Genomic DNA, 20,830 nt, shown 5'->3' with positions numbered 1-20,830 from the left:
ATAAGCACTCATGCGTTCAAATTCCCCCATTGATAACGCTTCACGCCGTTCTCATCGAACACTTTGCCGCCGTTGTTGTTGATGGTCTGTCTCGCCCCACCACCCAACGGGCTGTTCAACTCGAAATTGCCAGCCTTATCGATTCGCCATCCCTGAACACCCGCAATGTAGTTGTCCGACTGGATAAAGAACCCGATTTTGGCGTTACCAATCGACGCATCAGCAATGAACGCCGAGTTCATGAACACCTGCCCACCCTGCACCGCAAACGGCACCGATATGGCGCCGCCGGCGATGGTGTTGACGATGGCGAACCGATCGGCCGCGACCAGGAACTGGCTTTGCAAGCCCGCACCGGTGTTCTCGATGCCAAGCCCGATACCGGCGGCGACGTACTGCCCGTTCTGGGTGACCTGCATCTTCACCGACCACATCGTCGAGAGCTTGCCGCTGGTATCCGCGTAGGCAGTCGAGGTTTCCTGAATGGCGGCGGTGTTCTCGCCGACCTTCACATTGACCTGGGTGATAGCCTGCGCCGTGGCAGCCTTGTCTGTGGCAACCGTTTCACGAAGATCAATGACCGACGCCTGGTTCTCGCCGACCGTGGCCGTCAGTTCGGTTACCGTCCGCGCAGTGGCTGCGTTTTCCGATGCTCGTACCTTTTTCTCGGTCGCGATGCTCGCCGTGCTACTCCAGCTCTGCAAAGCATCATTGAGATCACCCTCCCCTCCATCGTCACGAGAGGACGCCCGCAGCGCCTCGAACGCGGTGGCCTGCGCCGTGACAACACCGTCCAGCTCAGTAATGTCAGCGGTGTTTGTCGCAACCTGTTGGGCCAGTCCATTTGCCGTTTCCACGGTCTGGCCCACATCGAGCCAGTACAGCGGGTTCGGCGGTGGCGTGTTCAACGGCACGTCGCCAGTGGCCTGATAGATCCGCTTGCCGACGACTACAAGGTCGTATTCCTCGTAGGTGTCGTCCGGGTTGTAAGTCTTCAGGCCATCCAACGCATCGATCTGGTCCTGCAGGCCCGGGATCTTGTCGATTTCTGTGACGAGATCTTGCCCAAGTTCCGTCTTTGTAATCTTTCCGGCCAGAGCAGCCAGGTATGCCGAAACATCGTTCGAGGTTTGGGCTGGTACATACAGAAAGGAGCTTTTCCCATAAGCGTTCGATGAGCGGATGAAGTAGTAGTAATTCGTCCAGAATCCCAGCCCGGTATGCGTGAACGTCAGACCTTGCCCAAGATATTCGGCATCAGCCGAGGTCGCAGTCGGCGAAGTGCTGAAGAAGTACTCGTAGGTGCCGCCGTTCAAACCGTTTTGCGAGTTGCTCGGGATCAGCACGATGTTGTCGATCGAGGACTGAACCACGCAGCTTTCTGGAATGGGTGGCCCATTGATGCTAACGGTGATCGTCGCCTCGCCGGAGCGCGCCATCGGCCCAACAGCGGCCACGCTCATTGTGTAGTTGCCGGACGGCAGGCCGTTTATGGCGATTTCCGTCGAAGTCGCCGGCACGTTGTGCGACTGAATCGCCGTCGAGCCTTGGCGGACGATGACGATGTATTCCTTCACGATACCCGTCGGCGGGAGCCAAGACAGGACTCCCTGCGTTACCTCCGCCGAGGTGTCCTGCGTCCACGTCAGCGCGCTCGGCGTACCGAGACCTCCGGCCGGCAGATTGATGAAGCCGATCGGGTTGTATGGCTGACCTACGGCGTCATCGAAGATCGCCGCCTCATACTGCTTGACCTGAACGGTGCAGCCTGCGCTGTCGCCCATGGACCAGTCCGAAACGATAAACTCGCCCAGGATGTTCAGCGACGGCAAATTGACCCGCACCACGCGCCCCGGCCGGCAGTTGTAGCCGGCGAAGTTCATCGGAATGCTGATCGCGCCGCCCGCGCGCCGACGGCGCAACTCCATGTTCGCCAGGCGCTGAGCCTGATACGGGTCTGTGACGTAGGAGTAGGTCAGCGTTTCTGCTGCCTCGCCGCCGTCCTCAACGATCCATTCGGCAACACTGACCTCGGGGTAATCGGTTTCCGTCCATGACTGCGACGGATCAATGAACGTGCCCCGCACCGTATTGATTGCCGAGTCGTTGGTCGGCTCAGTACTGCCGGTAACCGTGCCGATCACCATGTCCTCGGTGATTTCGAAGTCGTACGGACCATAGTAGGCGCCGGCTTGAAGCATCCAGCGACCGCCAACACGGATCAGGTGGCCACCGCAGGCCGCTTCCAGCTTCTGGAGAACGCCTGTGCGCTGTTCGTCTGCACCGATCACGCAACCGGTGCGATAGCGCTGGCTCGTCGAGCCGTCAGCATTGGTAAGTGCTTCGTCGCACACGTTGGCCGCACTGGCGAACGTTTCGAACACGATCTCATCGTCCGGAACGCCGCAACGGGCACGCAGGAACCAGAGCAGGTGCAGCGCGGTATTGGCGCTGTAAACGGCGGTGCCGGTGCGCGGGTCGTAGATGTCGTTCCGTCCGCGCACCACGAAACGGGTGTCAGGGATGCCCGAAGGGAATTTCTCTGCGCTGTACTGGAGCGAAACCCGGACGAATGACAAGCCTCTACCGATCTGGCTGTCCTTCCAATCCGGGCAGTTGGCCTTCAGGAAGGCGTTCACCTGAGTTGGGTTGACCACCAGCTCATAGGTCGCGGAGGCGCCGAACGAACCGATCTCCTCTTCGCCAAGGTAGATATTTTCGAGTGCGGAGATCGGGCCTTCGCACAACACGTACACCAGGTGAAGCCATTCGCCCTCGCCCTGTGCGCCGGCCTGCTCCTGCGCCCAGACCAGCACGCCGCCGGTGGATACTCGGCCGAGGATGAAGCGAACCGGCGCCTTCGACGATCGCACGGTCTGCGCCGATGGCTCGTTGTCGCGCAGTGGCGACTTTGTGTTGAGCTTTTCCTGCTGCTCCGATGCGTAGAAGGCCAACGCAGCGCCAGCTACCGCACCCCACGGGCCACCTTGGGCAAAACCAACAACCGCACCAACAACAACCGAAGCGAGTTTTCTGACGCCGCCGCTCATTCAACCCTCCACGCGGCCAATGGCTCGCATACGACACGGGCTGCGCCGTCGTCGGTTGTTGCCCAATAATCGCCTGCCCAGAAAACAGCCATGCTCCGTCCGCCGGGCGCTTCGTACAGCACGACGTCACCGCGCTGAATGAAGGCCAGCGGAACCCGCGCGAAATGCGTGTCCCACGCCGCTTCAAGACTGCCGTGCTGCTTCTTCAACTGACGCTTGGCGCCAGTCTCAGTCGTGTACTTGCCGCGATAGTTCTCTGCCGGGTCGACACCACAAACCGCCGCCGCGCAGTCGGCAGCGAACAGGCAGCAGTCAAATTCGCCCCATGAAAAAGGCCGCTCTTGGGCGGCCTTGATCACGTCGTTCAGACGGGTTGTCCAGTCTCGGTAGCGCATGGCTAACTTCCATAGGTGAATGTCGGTGCGTCCTTCTTCGAGCCCCAGTAGATGGGCCACTCGGACATCTGGGCGATGGCGTAGAAGAACCGGTCGCCGTCGTGGCGCGCGCGGTGGTTTTCGTCGGTGAAGCGCTCGGTACCGGTGCGGCTCCACTCGGCCATCCGGTCAACCACGGGCACAGTGATGCTGTTGCCGTCTTGGCCGTTGCCGGCCAACGAGAACTTGGCTGCATCCATCCGGCCGGAAAACAGGATGTCCGCCGCGTAGTTGCCGGCCTCGTCGAACACCACGAACATGACCTTGGCCATCCGGCCACGGCAGCAGCGCACGTTCGTCTCGGAGAGGATGTAGGCATCCAGTCCGCTGAGGGTGAGCTCGACCGACATCGGCGAGCCGGAGTTGTCGCTTTCCTGCGACTGGCTGACCTGGCCAAAGTTGCCAACCCCCTGATAGGTGATGCCGTCGACTACCAGATCGCCGGTGCCGGTATGCGCGAAGACCATGCCGTCGACGAAGTCGAGCTGCACGGCGTACACCGGCATGAATCGGCCGGTGGCGATGATGTTCACCACGTTCTGGCTGAACGGAAATGCTGAGGGCATCAGAAAGCCTCCCTGAATTGGTAACTGCCGTTCGCGACCACAGGGCGCACGGACATGGACCATGTGTCAGACGTCATCCGCATTTCCGAGTAGGGGTTGAGGTACTCGACGGCGGTACCGGCCGTGAGCGTCTTGCGGATCCGCTTGTTGAGCAGCACGGTCACCCTGCCCTGCGCATTTGCTGATGCGGGATCAGTGACTTCGAACATTTCGCCAGCGATGGTGATGTAGTCGCCAGCGCTGAAGACAGAAGCGTTCGGCGTCGCACCGGCGAGCAGCATGTTTCTGGCTTGAGCGTTACCGGTGACCACCGTCAGAGCGCCGACGCTGTTCGTGCGGCGGCGGGTGAAGGCCGGCAGGTTGAAGGTGCCCATCATGCCGTCCAATCGACCAAGGAACGCCGACAGCTCGCGCTCTTGGGCTCTGGTCAGCAAACCGAAGGTCAGCGTGCACTGCCAGTAAGCGCCCGGGTAGCCGATGATCTGCTGGGCATTCGATAGGGTCGAAGTGAACGCCCTGCTGTTGTTGACGATGCCCCACGTCATTTCTGACGGGCGCAGCGAAGCCGGCCACGTGAGAGCCATGCGGTACTCCTTAAAGGCTTATCGCCGCGCGATCAGCTGGCGGATGGTTCCGTTTTGTTTCAGGTCGCGCACGACCAGCTCGTAGCCGCCCTTCGCTCCTTGCATCGCAGCCTCCTTGACCATGTTGACGGTGGCGTCATCTGGAGCGCCCTGGAAGCTGAAGCTTTGCTGGATGACCGGGGCAGCGGGAGACGCCGAGGAGATGGGCACGACATTGGACTTCGTGGTCACAGCAGCCGATCCGACGTAGCCGCCATCCGCATACCCTTTCGAGTTCGCGTTCATGCGCTCGAGGAATTCCCGAGCGCCTGGCTGGCTGACCACATCCTTGCGCACCACGAACTCACCGCCGTGCACCACCCCCTTCGGCTCGAACTTGCCGCCGTCGCCGGTGTAGCCGCCGTCGGAGAAGCCGTATTTCGAGCTGTACCCGGCCGCCGATGCGCCCAGGCTCGAAGAGGTGGCGCCGGCAGATCCGGCAGCAAGCCCATTGCCTGCCGCCGACGCGCCAGCACCAGCCAGCCCGCTGAAAAGCGTGCCGAAGATGCCCACCGCCGCCTGACGCACCTGGATGCGGATCAGGTCAGCGATGATGCCGTCGGCCAGATCCTTGAACGACAGCTTTCCGGTCTTCACGAACTGGATGATGCCGTCTTCCATGTTGCTGAAGGCATTGGTGAACAGGCTGCGAGTTTGCCCGGCTACGTCGCGCGCCTGCTCCGAATAGGTCTGAAATGCCGATGAGGCGCCGAGAGACCAATCCGACTGGGCTTTGTCCACGTCCGAGTAATACTGCTGCTGCATCGCGAGGCGAGTTTGCAGCGCCGAACGCAGAGCTTCGGTCTCCTGGTTGTACAGGTTGTCGCTGATCCGTCCCTCGTTGTGCTGCTGCTCCAGTGAGTCCAGTTGAGACTGGTACTGCTGCTGGATATTGAGCTGCTCCTGCAGGCGCTGCCGCTGCTGATCCCCCATGCCCATGCCGGCCAGGTTATTGTCCAGCCCGGTCTGGGCCTTCGCCAACTGGCTTGCAAGGTTGGTCTGGAATGCGGCGAGCTTTTGCGTCTCGTCTGTCGCGATCTTCCGCAGCGCGTTTTCCTTTTCGAGCGCTGCGTTCTTCTTCAGCTGGGCGGTGATCAGTTCCTGGTTGGCCAGCAAAGACTTCTGATCAGCCGTCAGGGTCAGCTTGCCCTTGATGTCAGCGAGCTCCTGCTCCCACTTCACCAATGCTTGGCCGGCAGCGCCAAGCTTGTCGACCTCGCCCTTTTGCACGCCGATCAGTGCGTTTTGCTGCTGAAGAACAGCGTACTGCTGCTTGGCCTGGTCTAGGGCTTTGATGCCGGCGTTTTCGGTATAGGCTTTAGGTTTTGCCTGGAACTTGTCGTACTTGGCTTGAATATCGGCAACGACCTTGTCGATCTCTGCCTGCGACCTGCCGGCCTCAACGCCAAGCTTTCTCGCGTCAGCGATGTCCTTCGCCAGCTTTGCCTGATCCCCCAGCTCTTTTTTGGCAAGCGCATTCCACTTGCTTTCGGCGGCAATGCGATCCTGATTCTGCCGAGTTGCAGCAGCGTCGATTTCTGCTTTTGAGGCTGCCACATCACGTTGCTGCTTCAGCGACTTGAGCTGAGCCTCGATGAATTTCGTTGACTGGCTGTCCGGGCCTAGCTCATCGCTGAAGAAATTCGACAGGAACCCACCCGACTTGCGCCCCTCCAGCACCTTCTCCAGATTCGCGATTTCCTGATTAAGGTCTGGAAATAGTGAGCTTTTGACGTTGGAGTAAGCATTGCCGATCGCGGTGCCGATATCGTTCCAATCCCGCTCGATTTCTGAAAGCGACTCGCGATATTTTTTCAGCCGCTCCTGGGCATTTTGGTTCAATGACTCACTGAGCGAATCGAGCGCCTCCTGCTTTTTGCCCTGATTGTCCAGCCCGACGATCACCTCGTACTGTGCAGACGTAAGCAACCCATACTGAGCGCTGATCTTTTCAGCCGCCCTTGTCGCGTTGTCTCCCATATCACCAAAAGACTTGGCAACTTCACCAGCACCTTTTCCTGTGAATTCAGATATCGACGCTGACGCCTCGGCCAGATTTTTGAACTGTACCTGGCTAAGGCCACTGCTGGCTGCAAGGGCCACAACCGCGTCTTTGGCCTGGGACAGGTTTCCGGTGATGTTCGCGGTGTCTTTTGAGATCTTCGCGAGACTCGCAGCGGTTTGGCCGGAGTTCGCAGATCCAGAAAAGAGGGCTTTGTTGAAGGCGCTGACCTCCTTCTCGGCGTCGTAGTAGACAAGCGCCAGGCTGCCCGCTGCTGCCGCCGCTACGGTGAATGGGTTCACAAGGCTCATCAGGTAGCCGCCCAATGCTTTCGAGGCTGCACCGATCCCGCCAAAGGAGTCTTTGATCTGGGATCCCTGCTGCAGGAACACCGTCAGCGGCGCCTGGCCGCCCTGAAGCGAAATGAAGATGTCGGAGAATTGCGCTGGCAGCATTCTCATCGCGGCGGCAGTCTGCTTCGCGGTGTTGCCCGTGCGAGTCATGGAATCGTTGAAGCGGGTTAGCTCGGTCCGAGTGGCGCTGATTTTCGATTGGTAATCCGAGTAGGTGTCCAGATCAAGGTTTCCAGCCGCGCGATGGCGTGCCAGCTCTTGCTCTTGGCGGTCAAGTTCTCCAAGTTTTTTGGTCAGCGGATCGATCCGGCCGAGCAGAGATTCAATTTCATCGCGTTCAGAAGCAAAGGACTTGGCAGCCTTATCGGCACTTTTCCCGGCACCTTCCATCCCGGTGCCCGCCTTGTCCATAGCCGGCTTGACGCGAAGCCCGGCGTTTTCGAGAGCCTCCAGAGCCTTGCGGGTGTCCGATGCCTTCTGCTCCGCATCTCGGCTGTCAATCTCCAAAACCAAGCGTGACGTTTGAGCCATACCTTTTCTCCAGGCATAAAAAAACCCGCCGTAGCGGGTTATTTGTGCAGGCATTCAGCTCTGCAAGATTTTGGCTTTTTCAGCCTCATACTCAGCCTCAGTAAGAAGGCCTTTCTCTTTGAGTCCTCCGAGCCGTTCTATCTTTTGATACTTGTCCTCGGAAGGCTCAGGCTCAGGTATAACCCTGATTGGCTCAATCGGCGCAATGGAAGAAGCCGACCATACGATGGAGACCACCCAACCAATAAGCGTCCAGCCGAGGAAGAGATTCAGCAGAAGGATCGAGTTGAAGTTCGGGTGCTTGCGATGATAAGCGTTGAGCGTTGGCATGAAATAGATCATCCATACCACAAATAACAAAACCAGCATCCCAAGCGGCCCGGTATCGTTTTGCATGCCAAATCTCCCTATGTAATGGCAGCAATCTACCACCAACCAGAGGCCCTCGACAAAATCAGTCGTCGGCGCTTGCCAAGCACGCCGCATCTAGCGCAAACATCACATCGTCCACCTCGTCGCGCGGCAATGGCGACGGATGCGACTCCAGCCAGTCGGAGATCTCACGAGCGGACAGAGGTAGCGGGAACGCCCCGGCCATGCCGGAGATGTACCGGCGCCCGCGAGACACGTTCCGGTAAAGGTTGAGCAAGTAGGCGGTGATCGGGTCGTTCTCCGGCTCATCCGGTACCGCCAGCCTCAGGCGCGCGTAGACCGCCCGGCGCTTTTCGCTTTCCCCGCCCCACTCTTGCTCCCACTCGAAGCGGCAGACGGCTTTCCCACTGACTCGGCTCGCTCCTCAGCGGCGTCTTTAGCGGCACCGTTGCTCTCACGGAGGACGAAGACGAAGAACTCGACGTTGGTTTCCAGCAGCTCGGCGGCGATCGCCGGACTGTACTTGATTGGGTTGCCCTCGGCGTCCAGTACTCCGTCCCAGTCCTTCACGATGAAACTGGCGAGCAGCATCGAGTGGTTCTGGTGCTCGGTTTTCTCGCCGGCGACCACGCCCACCTGCCCCTCTTCAAACCGCGCATCGTTGCGCTGAATACGGCGGCGCATGCGCTCCAGCGCCACCTGGTATTCAGGGTTGTCGATGCCGGCCAGCAGCACCTTGGTGTCCTTGTCGAAGTTCGCCCAGCGCTCGCCGGTGATTGCCGGCTTCTTTTTGCCCAGTTGCAGAGCCATGGTAATTCCTCAACGCCGCGCCAATAAAAGGGCCGCCCCGGCCGGCGTGAATGCCGAGGCAGCCAAAGGTCGAGCAGGGTTATGCAGTGACGGTGATCGCCGCCGTGCTGGTCTTGGTGACGTCCGAAACGCTGGTAGCGGTGATCGTCGCGGAGCCAGCGGAAACGCCGGTGACCAGGCCCGAAGAGCTGACAGTGGCAACGCTCGGCGCCGAACTGGTCCAGGTGACGTTTTGCGCAGCTTCGGCCGGCAGAGCGGAGGCAGTGAGCTGACGAGTCGCGGCAACCGCAATGGACGCGGTCGTAGGCGCCACCGATACGCTGGCCACCGGCACAAACGGAACGCGGGTAATGGTCGGGCTGACCTTGGCGACCGTGAAATTCAAAGAAACCTCAATCAGGTCGCGCTTTCCGCCGTTCGGCAACTCTCCATCCACCTCAACGCTTGGAAACGCGAAGGTGTACTTGTTGCCCAGGCTATCGGTGATCGGGAACACGATGCCGATCGGCGCCCGGGTGAAGGTGTTCTTCCAGATCTCCCACGCCCGCTTCGACCAGGCCAGAGTGATGCTGCCAGTGATTGCGGCCTCGGTGGCGATGTGAGCGCCCGGGCCGAGACTGTCAGAACCGAGGCAGCGCTGCGTTTGCAGGCTGTTGTCGAGATTGACGGTCATGGCCGAGACGCAGGCCACGCCCTCCAGCGACTCGCCGTTCACCAGGATCGTGCCGACGTTGTTGTTCGACAGGAAAGGAGTCGTGGTCGGCGCGTTCGGCGAAACGACGATCGGGGTCTCGCTATCGGCGTAGTCCAGGCACGCCATGTTGAAGGTGGCGGTGATCTTGCCGTCGGACGGGATATCGAGCGCGAAGGTCGAGACATGCGCGCCCTTGAACACGCCGTAGACGCCGACGTCGTCGTAACCTTTTGCGATCGAAAACGTGTGGCGGGTATCGCCAACGCTCAGCACGTTGCCGGTCCAGTTGCCGTAAAACGCGGCCTCCAGCAGCTGGTCGAACGAGCCGAACGAGAATTCCGCCGTCAGGTCACCGCCGATATCGATGCTGGTGGCAACCGAGCCTTGGCTGAGGCGAGTGTCGGTGATCTCGTCACTAACTTGGGTGTTGACGGTCGGGGTCAGCGCGTTGCCAGTGAGGCGCAGCGTGTCCCAAGTGCCGGTCGGGGTAACGCCGGGGGTCACCTCGGGGATGATGTGTGAAACGACTTTTGCGCCTGAGCTCATTGGAGCCTCCTATTCGCGGGCATAGAAAACCCGCTCAAGGCGGGGTTGGTCTGGTAAATCTCGACTCGGGCGGCATAATCAGCGAATTTAATCAGGGGAAACACCCAAACAATGGAATGGCAATTCGTTCTTCACGCTATCGCAAGCCACCTTCCAAGCTGGGAGTCACTAGCTGCACTTGCTGGTGCGGCATCGGCAATTGCCGCCTTCTGGACCATCAGGTCTACCAATCACACCAAGGAAAATGAACGCCTGTTGAAGCATGCAACGCAAACGCTTGAAAGGGCCTACGAAGCGATTGCGGATGGCAATGATAGAGTCCCGCCTGATCCTGATCGATTAGCTTGGCTTACGGCAGCACGACTGATTGTTGAGTACCGCGAAACCAAAAAAATGATCAGCGACAAGTCAATTTTTCGCGAGTGTGAGAGTCACGAAGAATACTGGCGGCACCAGTTTTATATTTGGCTCAGCCCTTTGGAGATGGGAGCTGTAGGCTTCTATCAGGCTGGTCCTATCGACAAGACATCGGCAGTGGTTGTCCACTCTTTTGCCGACTGGCCGGACGATAGAGTTGATCCGCTATCGATTTATGAAACGCCTCAGGTAGCTATTGATAGGCTCGGTGTAAGTCGTCTTTGGCACTCTCTCAAAACGTACCTGAGAATTCCCTAACCGGCGCGAAACCGGATGTTGACGTTGATTTGGTAGAAGCCCTCGAACTCGCCGGCCACCACCTGGCTAGCCTCCATGCACTCGAGATCACCGGAAATCCAGTAGGCGAAGTGCGCTTCGAGCGCGTCGGCCAGCTCGTTGATGGCCTTGGTGCCGGTGCGCTCCCGGGCGAAGCACTGGATGCTGATCTGCCCGGGCTTGCGGGTGTGCGGTCGGTCGGCCATGCCAGCCATGAATGCCGATGCGTACTGGATGTTCAGCCGACACCAGAGGCCGTCTGCTGGCGGCGTAAACACTTCCGGCTGGTTCGGGTAATCGATCCGTGCCTGGTCAATACCGGTGAAGGCCACCATGCGCGCGGTGATGAGCGCTCTGATCTGCGTGAAGGTCATTTGTAGGCCTCGGATACGCCGATGAACGCGAGGTCATAAACCCCGCCGGGCGCCTGCGTGGAATGCCCCAGCTCCAGCATCTCGCCGTAGGGGCTGTTGGTCTGGATGTAGATCACGGGGAACTTGCCGGAGGCCTTGATGAGCATGCTGCCCTTGCTGATTGTTTCGCGGCCGGACGGGTCGATGTTGTCGGTCACGGTCATGTCGGGCGCACCGATCGACACCAGGTGACTGCCTCGGAACGTGCCGCCGATGTAGCCCTTCCCTGCTGCCTGCGCTTTGACGAAGTAGTTCTCCTCGCGCTCGCGCTTGGTCAGCTTCTTGAAGGCCTTGCCGCCGGTGCGCGCAGCGTTGCGGGCGTCGACGTTCGCGTCATAGGCGTCAGCCAGTGCCACGTTCTTCGTGCGTAGCGCCACGTTGGCCTGCCACAGGTCTGGGTTTCCCACCGGCGACCGATTCACCACTTCCGTGAGCATGGCAGTCGCGATTACGCGCGCCATCTGGGTGATGTCCTCGCCAGCTTGATCGGCGAAGTCCGTGAGGCTATGGCTCCAGCCGGCTTTGTTCGTCATCAGACTTTCCTCAGCTGGAGCTCGTAATGGGCGCCGGCCGGGTCGGTTCGGACGTTGACCACGTCGAAATCGTTAATCTTGTGGCCGATGTCCGGAACCCCGCCGATCGTTTCGTTGGTCAGCGCGATCAGCAGCTGGTCGGTGGCGCGGATGTTCACGCCGTCGACCTGGGCAATCTTGAAGGCGTCGAACACGCCGCGACCGGTATAGGCGATGACCACAGGGTCGCCCGCCACCTCATTGACCGGATCCCACTTTCCCGGCAGCGTCACGCCGCCGCTGAATAGCTTCACAGCGTCCGCCAGATCAGTGTCGAAGGCCTCGGCCAGATCCGCCTGGATCTCTTCACGTAGGCCCATGGGTCACCTGTACACGTTGAAGCTGAAGCCGCTGACACGCCATGGCGCGAGCAGTCCCAGCGCGAACTGGACGCCATCGGGCAGCGCGGTGGACTTGCTGGTGTCGATCGAGGCGAAAGTCTTGCTGGTGGTCACCGATCCGGCTTTCACCGTCTTGGCTTCCAGCGCCCCCTCGGTCTGCTGCTGATACAGCTTCCCCTCAGAGGCGACAACCGCCAGCTCGGCGCCGGCCTGCTTCACATTGTCTGGAATTGCGTCCATGTCGATACCGACCAGGTTGAGCGACGTCATATAGGCATTCGCCTGCAACACCGCCCGGGCCTTCTTGTCATCTGGAGCCCACGAAGCGCCGAGGATGGCGTCAACGTCCGCCACGGTGATGTAGGTAGCCATCAGGCCTCCGCTTGAATGAGTGGGGCCGAGGCCCCGGGTATTACGACTTCGGCAGTTCCGCGACAGCTTTTTCCAAGGCGTCGAGCGAAGCATTGGCCCGGTACTGCACACCAGCAGCGTCGAGCTGCGCTTTGAGACCGGCGATTTTCTCGGCATTGTCGACAGGCTCAGCCAGAGCCTTGAGGCGCGCTACTTCTGAACCGAGAGATTCGACCTCACCAACCAGTTCATCGCGCTTGGCCTTCAGAGCAGTGACGCCCTCATGAATGGCGGTCAGCGCATCGAACAGGCGAATCGGCAGCTCGCCGGCGCCAGGGTGCACCAGTGGAGCAAGGCCTTCAGCCGCTTCGATCAGCAGCACTATGCCGTCGCGCTCGGCGTTCAGCTTGTCGATCAGCTCCTGCAGAGCAGCACCATCAACACCATCTTGGCCGTCGATCAGCAACACCGGCGCCGGAGCAGCCTGCCGCAATGTCACCTCAGGCACATCAACAGCTTCGCCCTCGCGATCTTCGGTGACGTTCGCATCGACGATGCGCAATCCGTGTTCCTTGGCCAAAGCCTTTACGTCTTCCCGGTACTGGTGAAACGGACCGGGCAGATACCAGATTTTGTTGCTCATGATCATGTCCTCGCTAAACCGGGCTCATAGCCCGGCTCAGCTGTCAGGGGTTACTTGGAGGCATCACCGATCAGAGCAACACCGGCGGTGTGCTTGATGCTGGTGGCGGTCTTGTCCCAATTGGTGCCGGTCGCCAGTTCGGCATCGGTCGGAGACTTGCCGCCGGCGGTGGTGTCCCAGGTGTAACCCTTGAGGCCCAGGCCAAAGGTGTAATCGGTTTGGAGCGTAGTTTCGATGCGCTCCTTGCCGTTGGTGGTCTGGACGTTGCTGATGATGTCGCGGCCGTCGTGGACCATCGCGGCGCCCTGCACCAGAGACAGAACGATTTCCTTGTTCGGCGTACCGGTCTGCATCAACGCCGGCGCGTCGGTGACCACCGAGATCTTGCCGAGGATGTCCACCACGCGGACGTTGCCGGCCTGGAACAGTTGTTCGCTGTTGGCGAGCGCCTGACCGACCAGTTTGTGGTAGGTGGTGCCCTGCATGATCTGGGTGACCAGCGACTGGCTCGCATCACCGAACTTAGCGTGAGCGTTGTTCAGTGCGGCCTGGCTGATGCCGGCAGTTGCAGACACGTCGTTCACAGCTGCCGCCTGAGCGGTGATCGCGGCAACCAGCGCGGCGATCGCCGTGTTCAACTGATCCTTCAGCAGGATCTCGGCAAAGGCGCGCGATGCGACTTCGATGCCCTGCGCGGTTGGGCGCTCCAGCCAGGTCATCTGCGATGGCTCGTAGCGGATTGGGCCGAAGCCACCGGCCACTTTCACCGAGGAGTTCTTGAGTTCGGTCAGGTCGGTGATCGGCGCGGTGCCGTTGGTGGCGTAGCGATCGACGCGACGCTGAGCGGCGGCCAGGGTTTGGAAGAACGATTCCTGGAGGAAGTCGCCAGTGAAACCGTCAGGCGACAGCAGGATGGCGCCTCGGCTGGCAGCGTTGAACGCAACTAGCATCTGATCCAGCGTCTCGATGGTCGCCGGCATTACGTATTCGTTGAAGACCTGCATTTGAGACAGGGACATGAGTGATTTTCCTTATTTCTGAGGGAGGTCTGGGAACCGGCTCGCGATTGCGGCCTGTCGTTCCTCTTTGGTGCCGCCGATGTTTCCTTTTGCGGCCCCGCCGCCTTTCCCAGCACCGCCGGCCCCGCCGCCCGATGCCTTGCTGCCAGCGATCAGCGGGCCAAAGGCCGGATCGTTGGTGAATTCTGCTTTCAGCTCGTCCAGCGTTGCCGCCGAGAGTTTGCCGGCCGCGTCCAGCACGACGACGGTTGGTTTGCCGTCGCGCTGCTCAACGCTGAGCCGGCGTTCGATGTGGGGAAGCAATGCCTTTGCGCTGCCAGGGATGGCCAAAGTGGTCGCGATCTCGGTAGCCGTGCGGCCCACAGTCAGATCCCGGATCTGGCCTTGCAGGGTGGCGTTCGTGCTTTCGAGTTGGCCAGTCAGCTCAGCTTCGCGGCGGGCGTACTTCTCGGACCAGGACTTTTCGAGCTCTTCGACGTTGCCGGACTTGCGCAGCGCCTCTTCGCGATCCAGGCGGGCCTGGTCCTCGGCGGCTTTGCGCTTCTCGGCCTCTGCCTTCTTCTCGTCCAGGAGCTCTTGGACTTTGGATTTCAGGCCGGAAACATCTTCCGGCTGTGGCAACCCTTCGATGCCGAGGACGAACTTGCCGTCCTTCTCGACGTACAGAGCCTGGATGGATTCGTCTACGCCTTCGAGGCTGTCCAGTTGGAATTTCAAGGTCATTGCTGTCTCCCAGAGACGTAGTGCAGGCCCTGCCTGCGGGCAAAAAAAAACCCCGTCAGGGACGAGGCTTGCGTGAATAAATAGCGATGAGAGCTTCGGGTCTGTTGCTTGGAATTACTCTTCGGCGGCTTCTTTGCGAAGCTCATGTAAGAAGTCGGCGTTCAATTCAGCTCTGAATTCTGCCGTAGCTGTCCCCACCACAAGCAGCAATCCGTCAAAATTTTTGCTACCGAGCTCATGCTCAATCTCCAAAGCAACGGACAGGAAAAAGGATGCATCGATCGAAAGTCGCTTTGTCTCGCCATACTCATAACGACCAATGATTTTGTCGTATCCGAATATTGGCGAACGATTGAGTAAGATTTGTCTCTTGAATTGCGGCGATCGAATAAAAATCCCTTTCACTACTGCAGGCTTTTCACCTGTGGACACAAGGTCGATCGTGAAGTTGTCGCGAGTGTAATACTGGCTGATTTCGATCTTTGCTGTGTTTTCTCTACGCTGGCGGTCGGCCAAGTAAAGAGCAACCCCAGCAGCTGAAACCGAGCCAATGCCGGATATCCAGTCAGCAAGACTCCCCATGTCGGGTACAAATTTTACGGTTGACGTAGGATTCAAATTAATGCCAGCGATCAGCCCTAACAAACCGCAAACAACGCACGCAAACAACGCACCGATCCCAAACATCCATTTCATGCGTACGAGAGTCCAAAGTGATGGCAATTCACCACTCTAAAGTCCGGCGCGCTCGAAAGCCAGCGGCTCCAGATCCTTCAGTTGCTGGAGGGTCAGCGTCTTGCCGTTGTCGTCGATGAACTTATCGAGGGTCAGCTCACCTTTGCTGAAAAGCGCATACCGGTTCGGCCCGAGAATGTCGCGCTGAAAGGCCGCCGGCTGACGAGCCAACCATTCCTGATAGCTCGTCTTGCTCGACACCAGCGTCACCCCGTCAGGGCCGATTGAGGGCCGCGTCGAGCCTTTGATCTCGCGTGCAAACTCGTCCTTCAGCACCGGAATCAGCGTGGTGCGACAGCCCCAGTGGTACGGAGGCTTCGGCCCATCCAACGGGATCACCGTCTGGTCGACGCTCATGCAGAACAGCGTGGTCTTCGAATCCAGGGTTGCCACCCTGCGCATTCCCGCGAGAATGTCGTCGTTCGCCTTCAGCGTCTCAACTCGCGCCGTGCTGGCGATGTGGTTGGTCATGGTGCGAACCAATGCGCCTGCCTGGTCCTGCTGCAACTGGTGAATGCTGGTCAGTCGTCGGCTGATTTGCTGGCTGGTTTCGCCCAAGCTCGAACCGATCTGAATCTCGCCGATGATCTCGGCAGTTTTCTTGGTCCCGAACTGGTCGAGCGCACCACTGATGCTGATGCGCTGAACGCCCTTGCGTGCTTCGAGCTGCAGCGGATTGGCCAAGGCTGCGGCGGAGATCATCTCGGCCGATGGAACATTGAGCTGAACCACCGCACGGACAACCTTGCCCAGCATCGTCGCGTTGAACTGCGCTTCGTAGGCAGCGAACTCGCCTAGATCCAGCTGAGCACGCCCTTTGAGGTCGTCGTAAATGCCCCGCAAGTCTCCCTGGAGCGTTTCTATCTGTGAGTTGTACCGACGCGTGCCGTAGGCACTCAATCCTTCAGAGACTCGAGCCTTGGCGGTCTTGATGGCTTTGCTGATGAATGAAGCCACACGCTTCAGGTTTCCGCCGGCGTACCGCTGGACGTAAATCTGGTGGCGCGTGGCAGCGTCCTCAAGAAAGCCCTCATTACTCATCGTTTCCGCCTACTGGTGGCGCACTGGCCAGCTCTTCGTCGATCTTCTCGTCGGTGCGATCGGCCTCAAGCACACCGCCCTGACGCAGGTTTACCCGAACATCCGACTTAGCAATGAAGCCCTGCTGCCACAGCTGCACTTGGGCAACGATGTCTTGCGCGGTCATCGCCTCATCGAAGAACGACTGATTGAGCCAGAACACCGTGCCCTTCTCGTCCGGCGCATCCATCATGAAGCGCTCGGCGTCGAGGATGGCTCGCTTCAGTGCCTCGGATACGTTGCCGGCGATGGTGCCCAGCACGCTGTTGTCCGAGCTGTACCGGATCCGCACTGCCTCTGCCGTCTCGGCGCCGCTGCCCTTCTGGACGACGCGGGCGCCGATCATCAGCATCTGCTCCTCTTTGTCCTTCATCAGCTCACGGGCAAGCTGTGTCTCAGTGGCCTGCAGCATGACTGCCGAGCCCGACTTGCCGAGGTTGTGCCCGCGCCGCGAGCCGATGTGCATGCCGTTCGGGTTAAGCTTTGCGAATTCATCAGAATCGATGCTGGTGGTGATGAACAGTGTCGGCTGGCTGCTGATGAAGCCGCTTTCCTCTACCGTGGCGCTGTTGCCATAGTGCAGAATGTTGACGTCGGCCAGGTCTTCCAGCGGAGACTTGTCGATACTGGCGTCGTTGTTCTGGGCGCCGTAGAAACTGAACGGGATGTGATCAAAGGGCTGGCCGGCCTTATCGGTAGGCTGCGTCTCCTCGACGCTTTCCTCACCCTCCTTGTAGACGCGCTGAATGTATCGCCCATCGACCAAGAGCAAGACCCGGTTCTGCTTGTATGTCTCGCGGGACAGGTCGGTAGCGTTGAACTCAGACACGCATTCCCGCAAGTTCACGTACACCAGACGCTTCACGCCATCGATCACCTGCTCGTCCCAGTCGATGATCGACAGGGCGTCATAGTGGTGGATCAGAGCCCGCTTGGTGGCCAGATCCGCCATCGAACTGACACCGCTCTCAGTGGCGACAGTCGGGAAGTCGACCAAAAAGCCGCCTCGCCCAGTGTCCAGGCATTCACCAACCGACTCCTTCGATAGCTGCTCAAGGCTGGTACCGTCGCCGCTGGCGTTCTCCTTCAGGTACTCCACCGCAGTCGGCAGTGACAGCTCCGCCGTCTTGCGAAACACCGCCCCCATCAGGCCGGTGCGGGTGCGACCGGTGATGTTGAGGAACATCGCCCGCTTCTTGTACTGCTTGTACCGCGCCAGGTTCTCCGGAGATTTGTTTTCCGGATCTGGCATCGGCAGATATTCGTCGTGCTTGCGCACCTCGCGCGCGCCGGCTACGCAGCGTTTCACCAACTGCCAGCCAGGCAGGGCTTGTGCGTACTCTGCCCGGGGAGTGCTGAAATTCGCCATGGATGGCCTCAGAAGCTGAATGTGACAGGAATGTGCGTGACCGGCCGGATGATCGGGTAGTCGTGGTGGATGAAGTAACCGCCAGCGTCGTTCGCGTGGTCGACGCCGGATTTCTTGTCTGGCTCGCCATTGGGCGCCCACACCTGCTGCTCAAGGCCATCTGCATAAGTTGGGCAGCGCAGCGGGTTGACCAGGTACCGGCGCTCTCCATTGGCGTTGCAGAACATCGCATTCATGGCGTTGATGCGGTCTTTCACCGGCGGGTTTGCATCCGGCGCGATGACGCTGAATCCCGCTTGGCGCAGGATGGCAATGTCTGTCTCGCTGGCATTCACCGACTTGCGAGATCCACCCGAGGCATCCGGATAGATCCGAATCTCGCAGGTTTTCTCATAGTCCTTACCGTTGTAGCGCCAGTAGCGCTCCTTGATGCGCCGGATCATGTCCGGGGTATCGAAGCCATCGATCAGCTCGTCGACTGCCCGAGGCTTCCCGTCTGCGCGCTTGACGTGCGTGATCGCCGCCATCTTGCCGACGTTGAAGTCCATACCGATGAACAGCGGTTCGCCGGGTTCCACCGCGTCGAAGCAGCCATTCAGCTTCCGGTCATACGCGTGGTAGATCGAACCGGCATTCAAGTTGACGAACTGCCCGTTGAGGTAGGCCAGGATCAGCTGCGGCGGGTAAGACTCCATCAGGGATGGGATGTAATCGGGCGGCAGGTTCAACTCGTTGTCGAACGTGCTGGCTTGCACCAGGCCGTACATGCCTTGGAGCGAAGGCTTCTCGCGCAGCTGCTTCACGAACTGCTGGTAGACGAACTTGAAGCCTTCCGGCGTCGTGGTCACGTCTACGCCGTTTTTGAGCCCCGGCTCGTTGTAGCGCATCCGGGCGATGATCTTGCGCCATGCATGCTCAGCCTTCAGTGCGGGCAAGACGTCCAGCTCATCCACCAGCGCATGGCCAATCTTGAAACCAACAATCGTCTGCGGCTTCTCCATCGAACGGCAGATAGTCGTGCTGCGGTACTGGCCACCGCTGTAGAACTCGACCTCCTTGTCGCTCTCCTTCGTCTTGACCTTCAGGCCCCAGTCGAAAGCCACCTCTTCAATCGTCGGGAAGAAGATGTCGCGGATCTGCGGATAGGTCGGAGCGAAGTACCCCGAGTTGATCCGAGGCCATTCCCATACGTGTTTGCAGATGCCTGCGCAGCCTACCCACGTTTTCCCAGAACCAAACCCAGCGACAAAGCCGCGAAACTTGTTCTCCATCTGGAGGAATTTTGCCTGCGGGACGTTAAGCGTCGGCATCAGGCTTCCTCGCGTCCACCACGTCTACCTGCACTCGGGTGGGCGGGAGATTGTCGTGAGGGTTTTCGTTTTTGGTTTGGCGATTCACATAGACATCGCCGACTTCCTTCGCGGCCTGCTCCAATAACTGGGCAGTCAGCGCCATGTTCTTCATGTTCTCGGCCTTCTCGGCCATGCGTCCCAGGGTGCGAAGTCGATACGCTCGGTTGGCGATCGGGATCTCTGCTGTCTCTTCGCGGAACCTCTTTCGGGTGTCGTTGAACAGCGTCTGCCACTTCACGTGCAGGTTGCGTCCAACGTACTTGGTTGGGTCGTATGCCTCGCACTGCTGGCGGGTAACTTCGAGCCCGAATCTTTCTTTGACGGACGCCACCACTTGCGATGGCGTGTCAAAGCAGGCGAGAGCCTGTACAACAAAGGCTTTCACCTCGTCTCTGAGTGCGGCCATAAGTGGGCATCCGTCAAAGTACTGTCAAAGTCAGGCCGACTTGAGCAGACAGGTTCCGCAGGCCCTCGAAATGTTCATTTTCCCCACCTCAGCAGGATTGTTTGCAGCGTCCACCAGTTCTTGAACCGCCGGGCTCGCGCCATAGCGACGTACAACACCGACGAACTCTTCAACGTCGTGACCGCGCATCTCAAGCTTCGGCAACCCTTCCTGGGTGAACTTCGGCGCACCGTGCTGATCCTTCGCCTGGGCGATGTGATACAGCTCATGTTCGACCAGGGCGCAGAAGTCAGCGTCGGAACAGTCAGCGCAGTAGTCGGCAGCCAGGGTGATGATGTAGGCCGGCACGTCGCCGAACCAATCCAGCATCTGCTGCTCCATACGAGCCTTCTGCCAACCGCCGGCGCGGAACGCGACTTGCTCGGCCTGTCCTACCACCGTCCGCCCCTTCCTCGTGAAAGCCGCAGACGCCCACATCACACGAATGTCCGCATCGATCAGATGGGCGTGCTCTTCGTTATGGATGCTTCCGGTGTCGGCAAGGATCTCGGCTTGGAGCCATTCCCACACTTCGGGAGCCGGGATCAGGCGGATGCCGAAGCTGGACAGGTCCGAAAGCTCAAGCAGTGACGCTGGCGGATATGGCCTATTCACGGATCACCTTGATCTTGAAATTACTGCTTGTTCCCGGTATTGATTGAAAAACTCTCAATCGGAAAGAATCAGTAATGGCTGACACAAATATTGATCTATTCGACCAGATAACTGGTTTGATTTTCTCAAAGCTGTACCAAAAATTCCCAGTCGCGATCGATATCAGCTCCATGGATTTCATAGAGTCTTTCCCTGACCACATTGATCGCCCGGGTGAGTTCTTTGCAGACACAGTGGAGTGGCTGATTGAGTCTGGTTACGTCGTGGCTCGCACCAAGTCTTCCTATGCATACACTTTTGAAGACTGCACGCTTACTGCCAAAACTCTAGAAGTACTCAAGGCAATCCCAAAGAGCGTTGGAGGTGAAAGCCTTGGCGGTCAGATAGCAAGTGCAGCTAAGGATGGTGCTACGGCAAAACTAAAGGAATTGGTCGGTGAGGCACTTAGCAAAGGTTACGGACTGGCCCTAAGTACAGCCATGAATTGGTCGAACTGAA

Annotated in this window: 24 protein-coding genes; 2 read left to right on the top strand and 22 right to left on the bottom strand. The window is 59.3% G+C overall.

Annotation, left to right across the window (positions count from 1 at the left end; all coding sequences use genetic code 11):
- Positions 1 to 8: 8 nt before the first annotated feature.
- The 9 genes from CAF73_RS22905 to CAF73_RS22865 all read right to left on the bottom strand — a co-directional run bounded on the left by CAF73_RS22905 (position 9) and on the right by CAF73_RS22865 (position 9,981).
- Positions 9 to 3,050 carry a DUF1983 domain-containing protein gene (locus CAF73_RS22905; protein WP_085703942.1) on the bottom strand — a complete coding sequence of 1,014 codons (3,042 nt, stop codon included), beginning with the start codon at positions 3,048 to 3,050 and terminating at the stop codon, positions 9 to 11.
- Complete coding sequence (locus CAF73_RS22900) at positions 3,047 to 3,445, bottom strand: hypothetical protein (RefSeq protein ID WP_085703940.1); 399 nt, start codon at positions 3,443 to 3,445, stop codon at positions 3,047 to 3,049. Before CAF73_RS22900 ends, CAF73_RS22905 begins: the two co-directional genes overlap by 4 nt.
- Before the next feature lie 2 nt (positions 3,446 to 3,447).
- Positions 3,448 to 4,050 carry a hypothetical protein gene (locus tag CAF73_RS22895; RefSeq protein WP_085703938.1) on the bottom strand — a complete coding sequence of 201 codons (603 nt, stop codon included), beginning with the start codon at positions 4,048 to 4,050 and terminating at the stop codon, positions 3,448 to 3,450.
- The gene (locus CAF73_RS22890; RefSeq protein ID WP_085703936.1) at positions 4,050 to 4,634 is read right to left on the bottom strand and encodes a hypothetical protein; all 585 of its coding nucleotides are present in this window, start codon (positions 4,632 to 4,634) and stop codon (positions 4,050 to 4,052) included. Before CAF73_RS22890 ends, CAF73_RS22895 begins: the two co-directional genes overlap by 1 nt.
- An 18-nt stretch (positions 4,635 to 4,652) precedes the next feature.
- Complete coding sequence (locus tag CAF73_RS22885; protein WP_256574790.1) at positions 4,653 to 7,559, bottom strand: phage tail tape measure protein; 2,907 nt, start codon at positions 7,557 to 7,559, stop codon at positions 4,653 to 4,655.
- 54 nt (positions 7,560 to 7,613) lie between these two features.
- Positions 7,614 to 7,955, bottom strand: coding sequence for a superinfection immunity protein (locus CAF73_RS22880; RefSeq protein WP_085703932.1), 342 nt, complete (start codon positions 7,953 to 7,955; stop codon positions 7,614 to 7,616).
- 58 nt (positions 7,956 to 8,013) lie between these two features.
- The gene (locus CAF73_RS30570) at positions 8,014 to 8,253 is read right to left on the bottom strand and encodes a hypothetical protein (protein WP_085703930.1); all 240 of its coding nucleotides are present in this window, start codon (positions 8,251 to 8,253) and stop codon (positions 8,014 to 8,016) included.
- Positions 8,254 to 8,255: 2 nt separating this feature from the next.
- Positions 8,256 to 8,741: a hypothetical protein gene (locus CAF73_RS22870; protein ID WP_085703928.1), complete on the bottom strand. Its 486-nt coding sequence runs from the start codon at positions 8,739 to 8,741 to the stop codon at positions 8,256 to 8,258.
- 79 nt (positions 8,742 to 8,820) lie between these two features.
- Positions 8,821 to 9,981 carry a phage tail tube protein gene (locus tag CAF73_RS22865; protein ID WP_085703927.1) on the bottom strand — a complete coding sequence of 387 codons (1,161 nt, stop codon included), beginning with the start codon at positions 9,979 to 9,981 and terminating at the stop codon, positions 8,821 to 8,823.
- A 111-nt stretch (positions 9,982 to 10,092) separates the two neighbouring features.
- Between CAF73_RS22865 and CAF73_RS22860 the strand changes: the two genes are divergently transcribed.
- Positions 10,093 to 10,656 carry a hypothetical protein gene (locus CAF73_RS22860; RefSeq protein WP_085703926.1) on the top strand — a complete coding sequence of 188 codons (564 nt, stop codon included), beginning with the start codon at positions 10,093 to 10,095 and terminating at the stop codon, positions 10,654 to 10,656.
- Here CAF73_RS22860 and CAF73_RS22855 read toward each other — a convergent pair.
- From CAF73_RS22855 to CAF73_RS22795, 13 genes are all read right to left on the bottom strand, one after another.
- Positions 10,653 to 11,048, bottom strand: coding sequence for a phage tail terminator-like protein (locus CAF73_RS22855; protein WP_085703925.1), 396 nt, complete (start codon positions 11,046 to 11,048; stop codon positions 10,653 to 10,655). The two genes, CAF73_RS22860 and CAF73_RS22855, sit on opposite strands and share 4 nt — an antisense overlap.
- Entirely contained in the window at positions 11,045 to 11,620 is a 576-nt protein-coding gene (locus CAF73_RS22850) for a hypothetical protein (protein WP_085703924.1), read from the bottom strand. The genes CAF73_RS22855 and CAF73_RS22850 overlap by 4 nt, the downstream gene beginning before the upstream one ends.
- On the bottom strand, positions 11,620 to 11,979 hold the full coding sequence (locus tag CAF73_RS22845; RefSeq protein WP_085703923.1) for a hypothetical protein: 360 nt from the start codon (positions 11,977 to 11,979) through the stop codon (positions 11,620 to 11,622). Before CAF73_RS22845 ends, CAF73_RS22850 begins: the two co-directional genes overlap by 1 nt.
- 3 nt (positions 11,980 to 11,982) lie before the next feature.
- A complete protein-coding gene (locus CAF73_RS22840) occupies positions 11,983 to 12,372 on the bottom strand; it encodes a protein singed (protein ID WP_085703922.1) in 390 nt (129 codons plus the stop codon).
- 40 nt (positions 12,373 to 12,412) lie between these two features.
- On the bottom strand, positions 12,413 to 13,000 hold the full coding sequence (locus CAF73_RS22835; protein ID WP_371918979.1) for a hypothetical protein: 588 nt from the start codon (positions 12,998 to 13,000) through the stop codon (positions 12,413 to 12,415).
- 44 nt (positions 13,001 to 13,044) lie between these two features.
- Positions 13,045 to 14,013, bottom strand: a complete 969-nt coding sequence (locus CAF73_RS22830; protein ID WP_085703921.1) for a major capsid protein — start codon at positions 14,011 to 14,013, stop codon at positions 13,045 to 13,047.
- 12 nt (positions 14,014 to 14,025) lie between these two features.
- Positions 14,026 to 14,736, bottom strand: coding sequence for a hypothetical protein (locus CAF73_RS22825; protein WP_085703920.1), 711 nt, complete (start codon positions 14,734 to 14,736; stop codon positions 14,026 to 14,028).
- Positions 14,737 to 14,850: 114 nt separating this feature from the next.
- Positions 14,851 to 15,432, bottom strand: a complete 582-nt coding sequence (locus CAF73_RS22820; protein WP_139834868.1) for a hypothetical protein — start codon at positions 15,430 to 15,432, stop codon at positions 14,851 to 14,853.
- A 36-nt stretch (positions 15,433 to 15,468) separates the two neighbouring features.
- The gene (locus CAF73_RS22815) at positions 15,469 to 16,512 is read right to left on the bottom strand and encodes a phage head morphogenesis protein (RefSeq protein ID WP_085703918.1); all 1,044 of its coding nucleotides are present in this window, start codon (positions 16,510 to 16,512) and stop codon (positions 15,469 to 15,471) included.
- Complete coding sequence (locus tag CAF73_RS22810; RefSeq protein WP_085703917.1) at positions 16,505 to 17,920, bottom strand: DUF4055 domain-containing protein; 1,416 nt, start codon at positions 17,918 to 17,920, stop codon at positions 16,505 to 16,507. The genes CAF73_RS22815 and CAF73_RS22810 overlap by 8 nt, the downstream gene beginning before the upstream one ends.
- A gap of 8 nt (positions 17,921 to 17,928) precedes the next feature.
- Positions 17,929 to 19,230 carry a terminase large subunit domain-containing protein gene (locus CAF73_RS22805; protein ID WP_085703916.1) on the bottom strand — a complete coding sequence of 434 codons (1,302 nt, stop codon included), beginning with the start codon at positions 19,228 to 19,230 and terminating at the stop codon, positions 17,929 to 17,931.
- On the bottom strand, positions 19,217 to 19,678 hold the full coding sequence (locus CAF73_RS22800; protein WP_085703915.1) for a DUF2280 domain-containing protein: 462 nt from the start codon (positions 19,676 to 19,678) through the stop codon (positions 19,217 to 19,219). Before CAF73_RS22800 ends, CAF73_RS22805 begins: the two co-directional genes overlap by 14 nt.
- 30 nt (positions 19,679 to 19,708) lie before the next feature.
- Positions 19,709 to 20,332 carry a putative metallopeptidase gene (locus CAF73_RS22795; protein WP_085703914.1) on the bottom strand — a complete coding sequence of 208 codons (624 nt, stop codon included), beginning with the start codon at positions 20,330 to 20,332 and terminating at the stop codon, positions 19,709 to 19,711.
- A gap of 74 nt (positions 20,333 to 20,406) precedes the next feature.
- On the opposite strand from CAF73_RS22795, the gene CAF73_RS22790 reads away from it, so the two are divergent.
- Positions 20,407 to 20,829: a hypothetical protein gene (locus CAF73_RS22790; RefSeq protein WP_085703913.1), complete on the top strand. Its 423-nt coding sequence runs from the start codon at positions 20,407 to 20,409 to the stop codon at positions 20,827 to 20,829.
- Position 20,830 lies beyond the last annotated feature (1 nt).

It is taken from the genome of Pseudomonas sp. B15(2017) (genome assembly GCF_002113215.1).
Taxonomy (GTDB): Bacteria; Pseudomonadota; Gammaproteobacteria; order Pseudomonadales; family Pseudomonadaceae; genus Aquipseudomonas.
The sequence above is the reverse complement of the archived record's forward strand: the minus strand, read 5'-3'. Positions and strand labels throughout refer to the sequence as shown.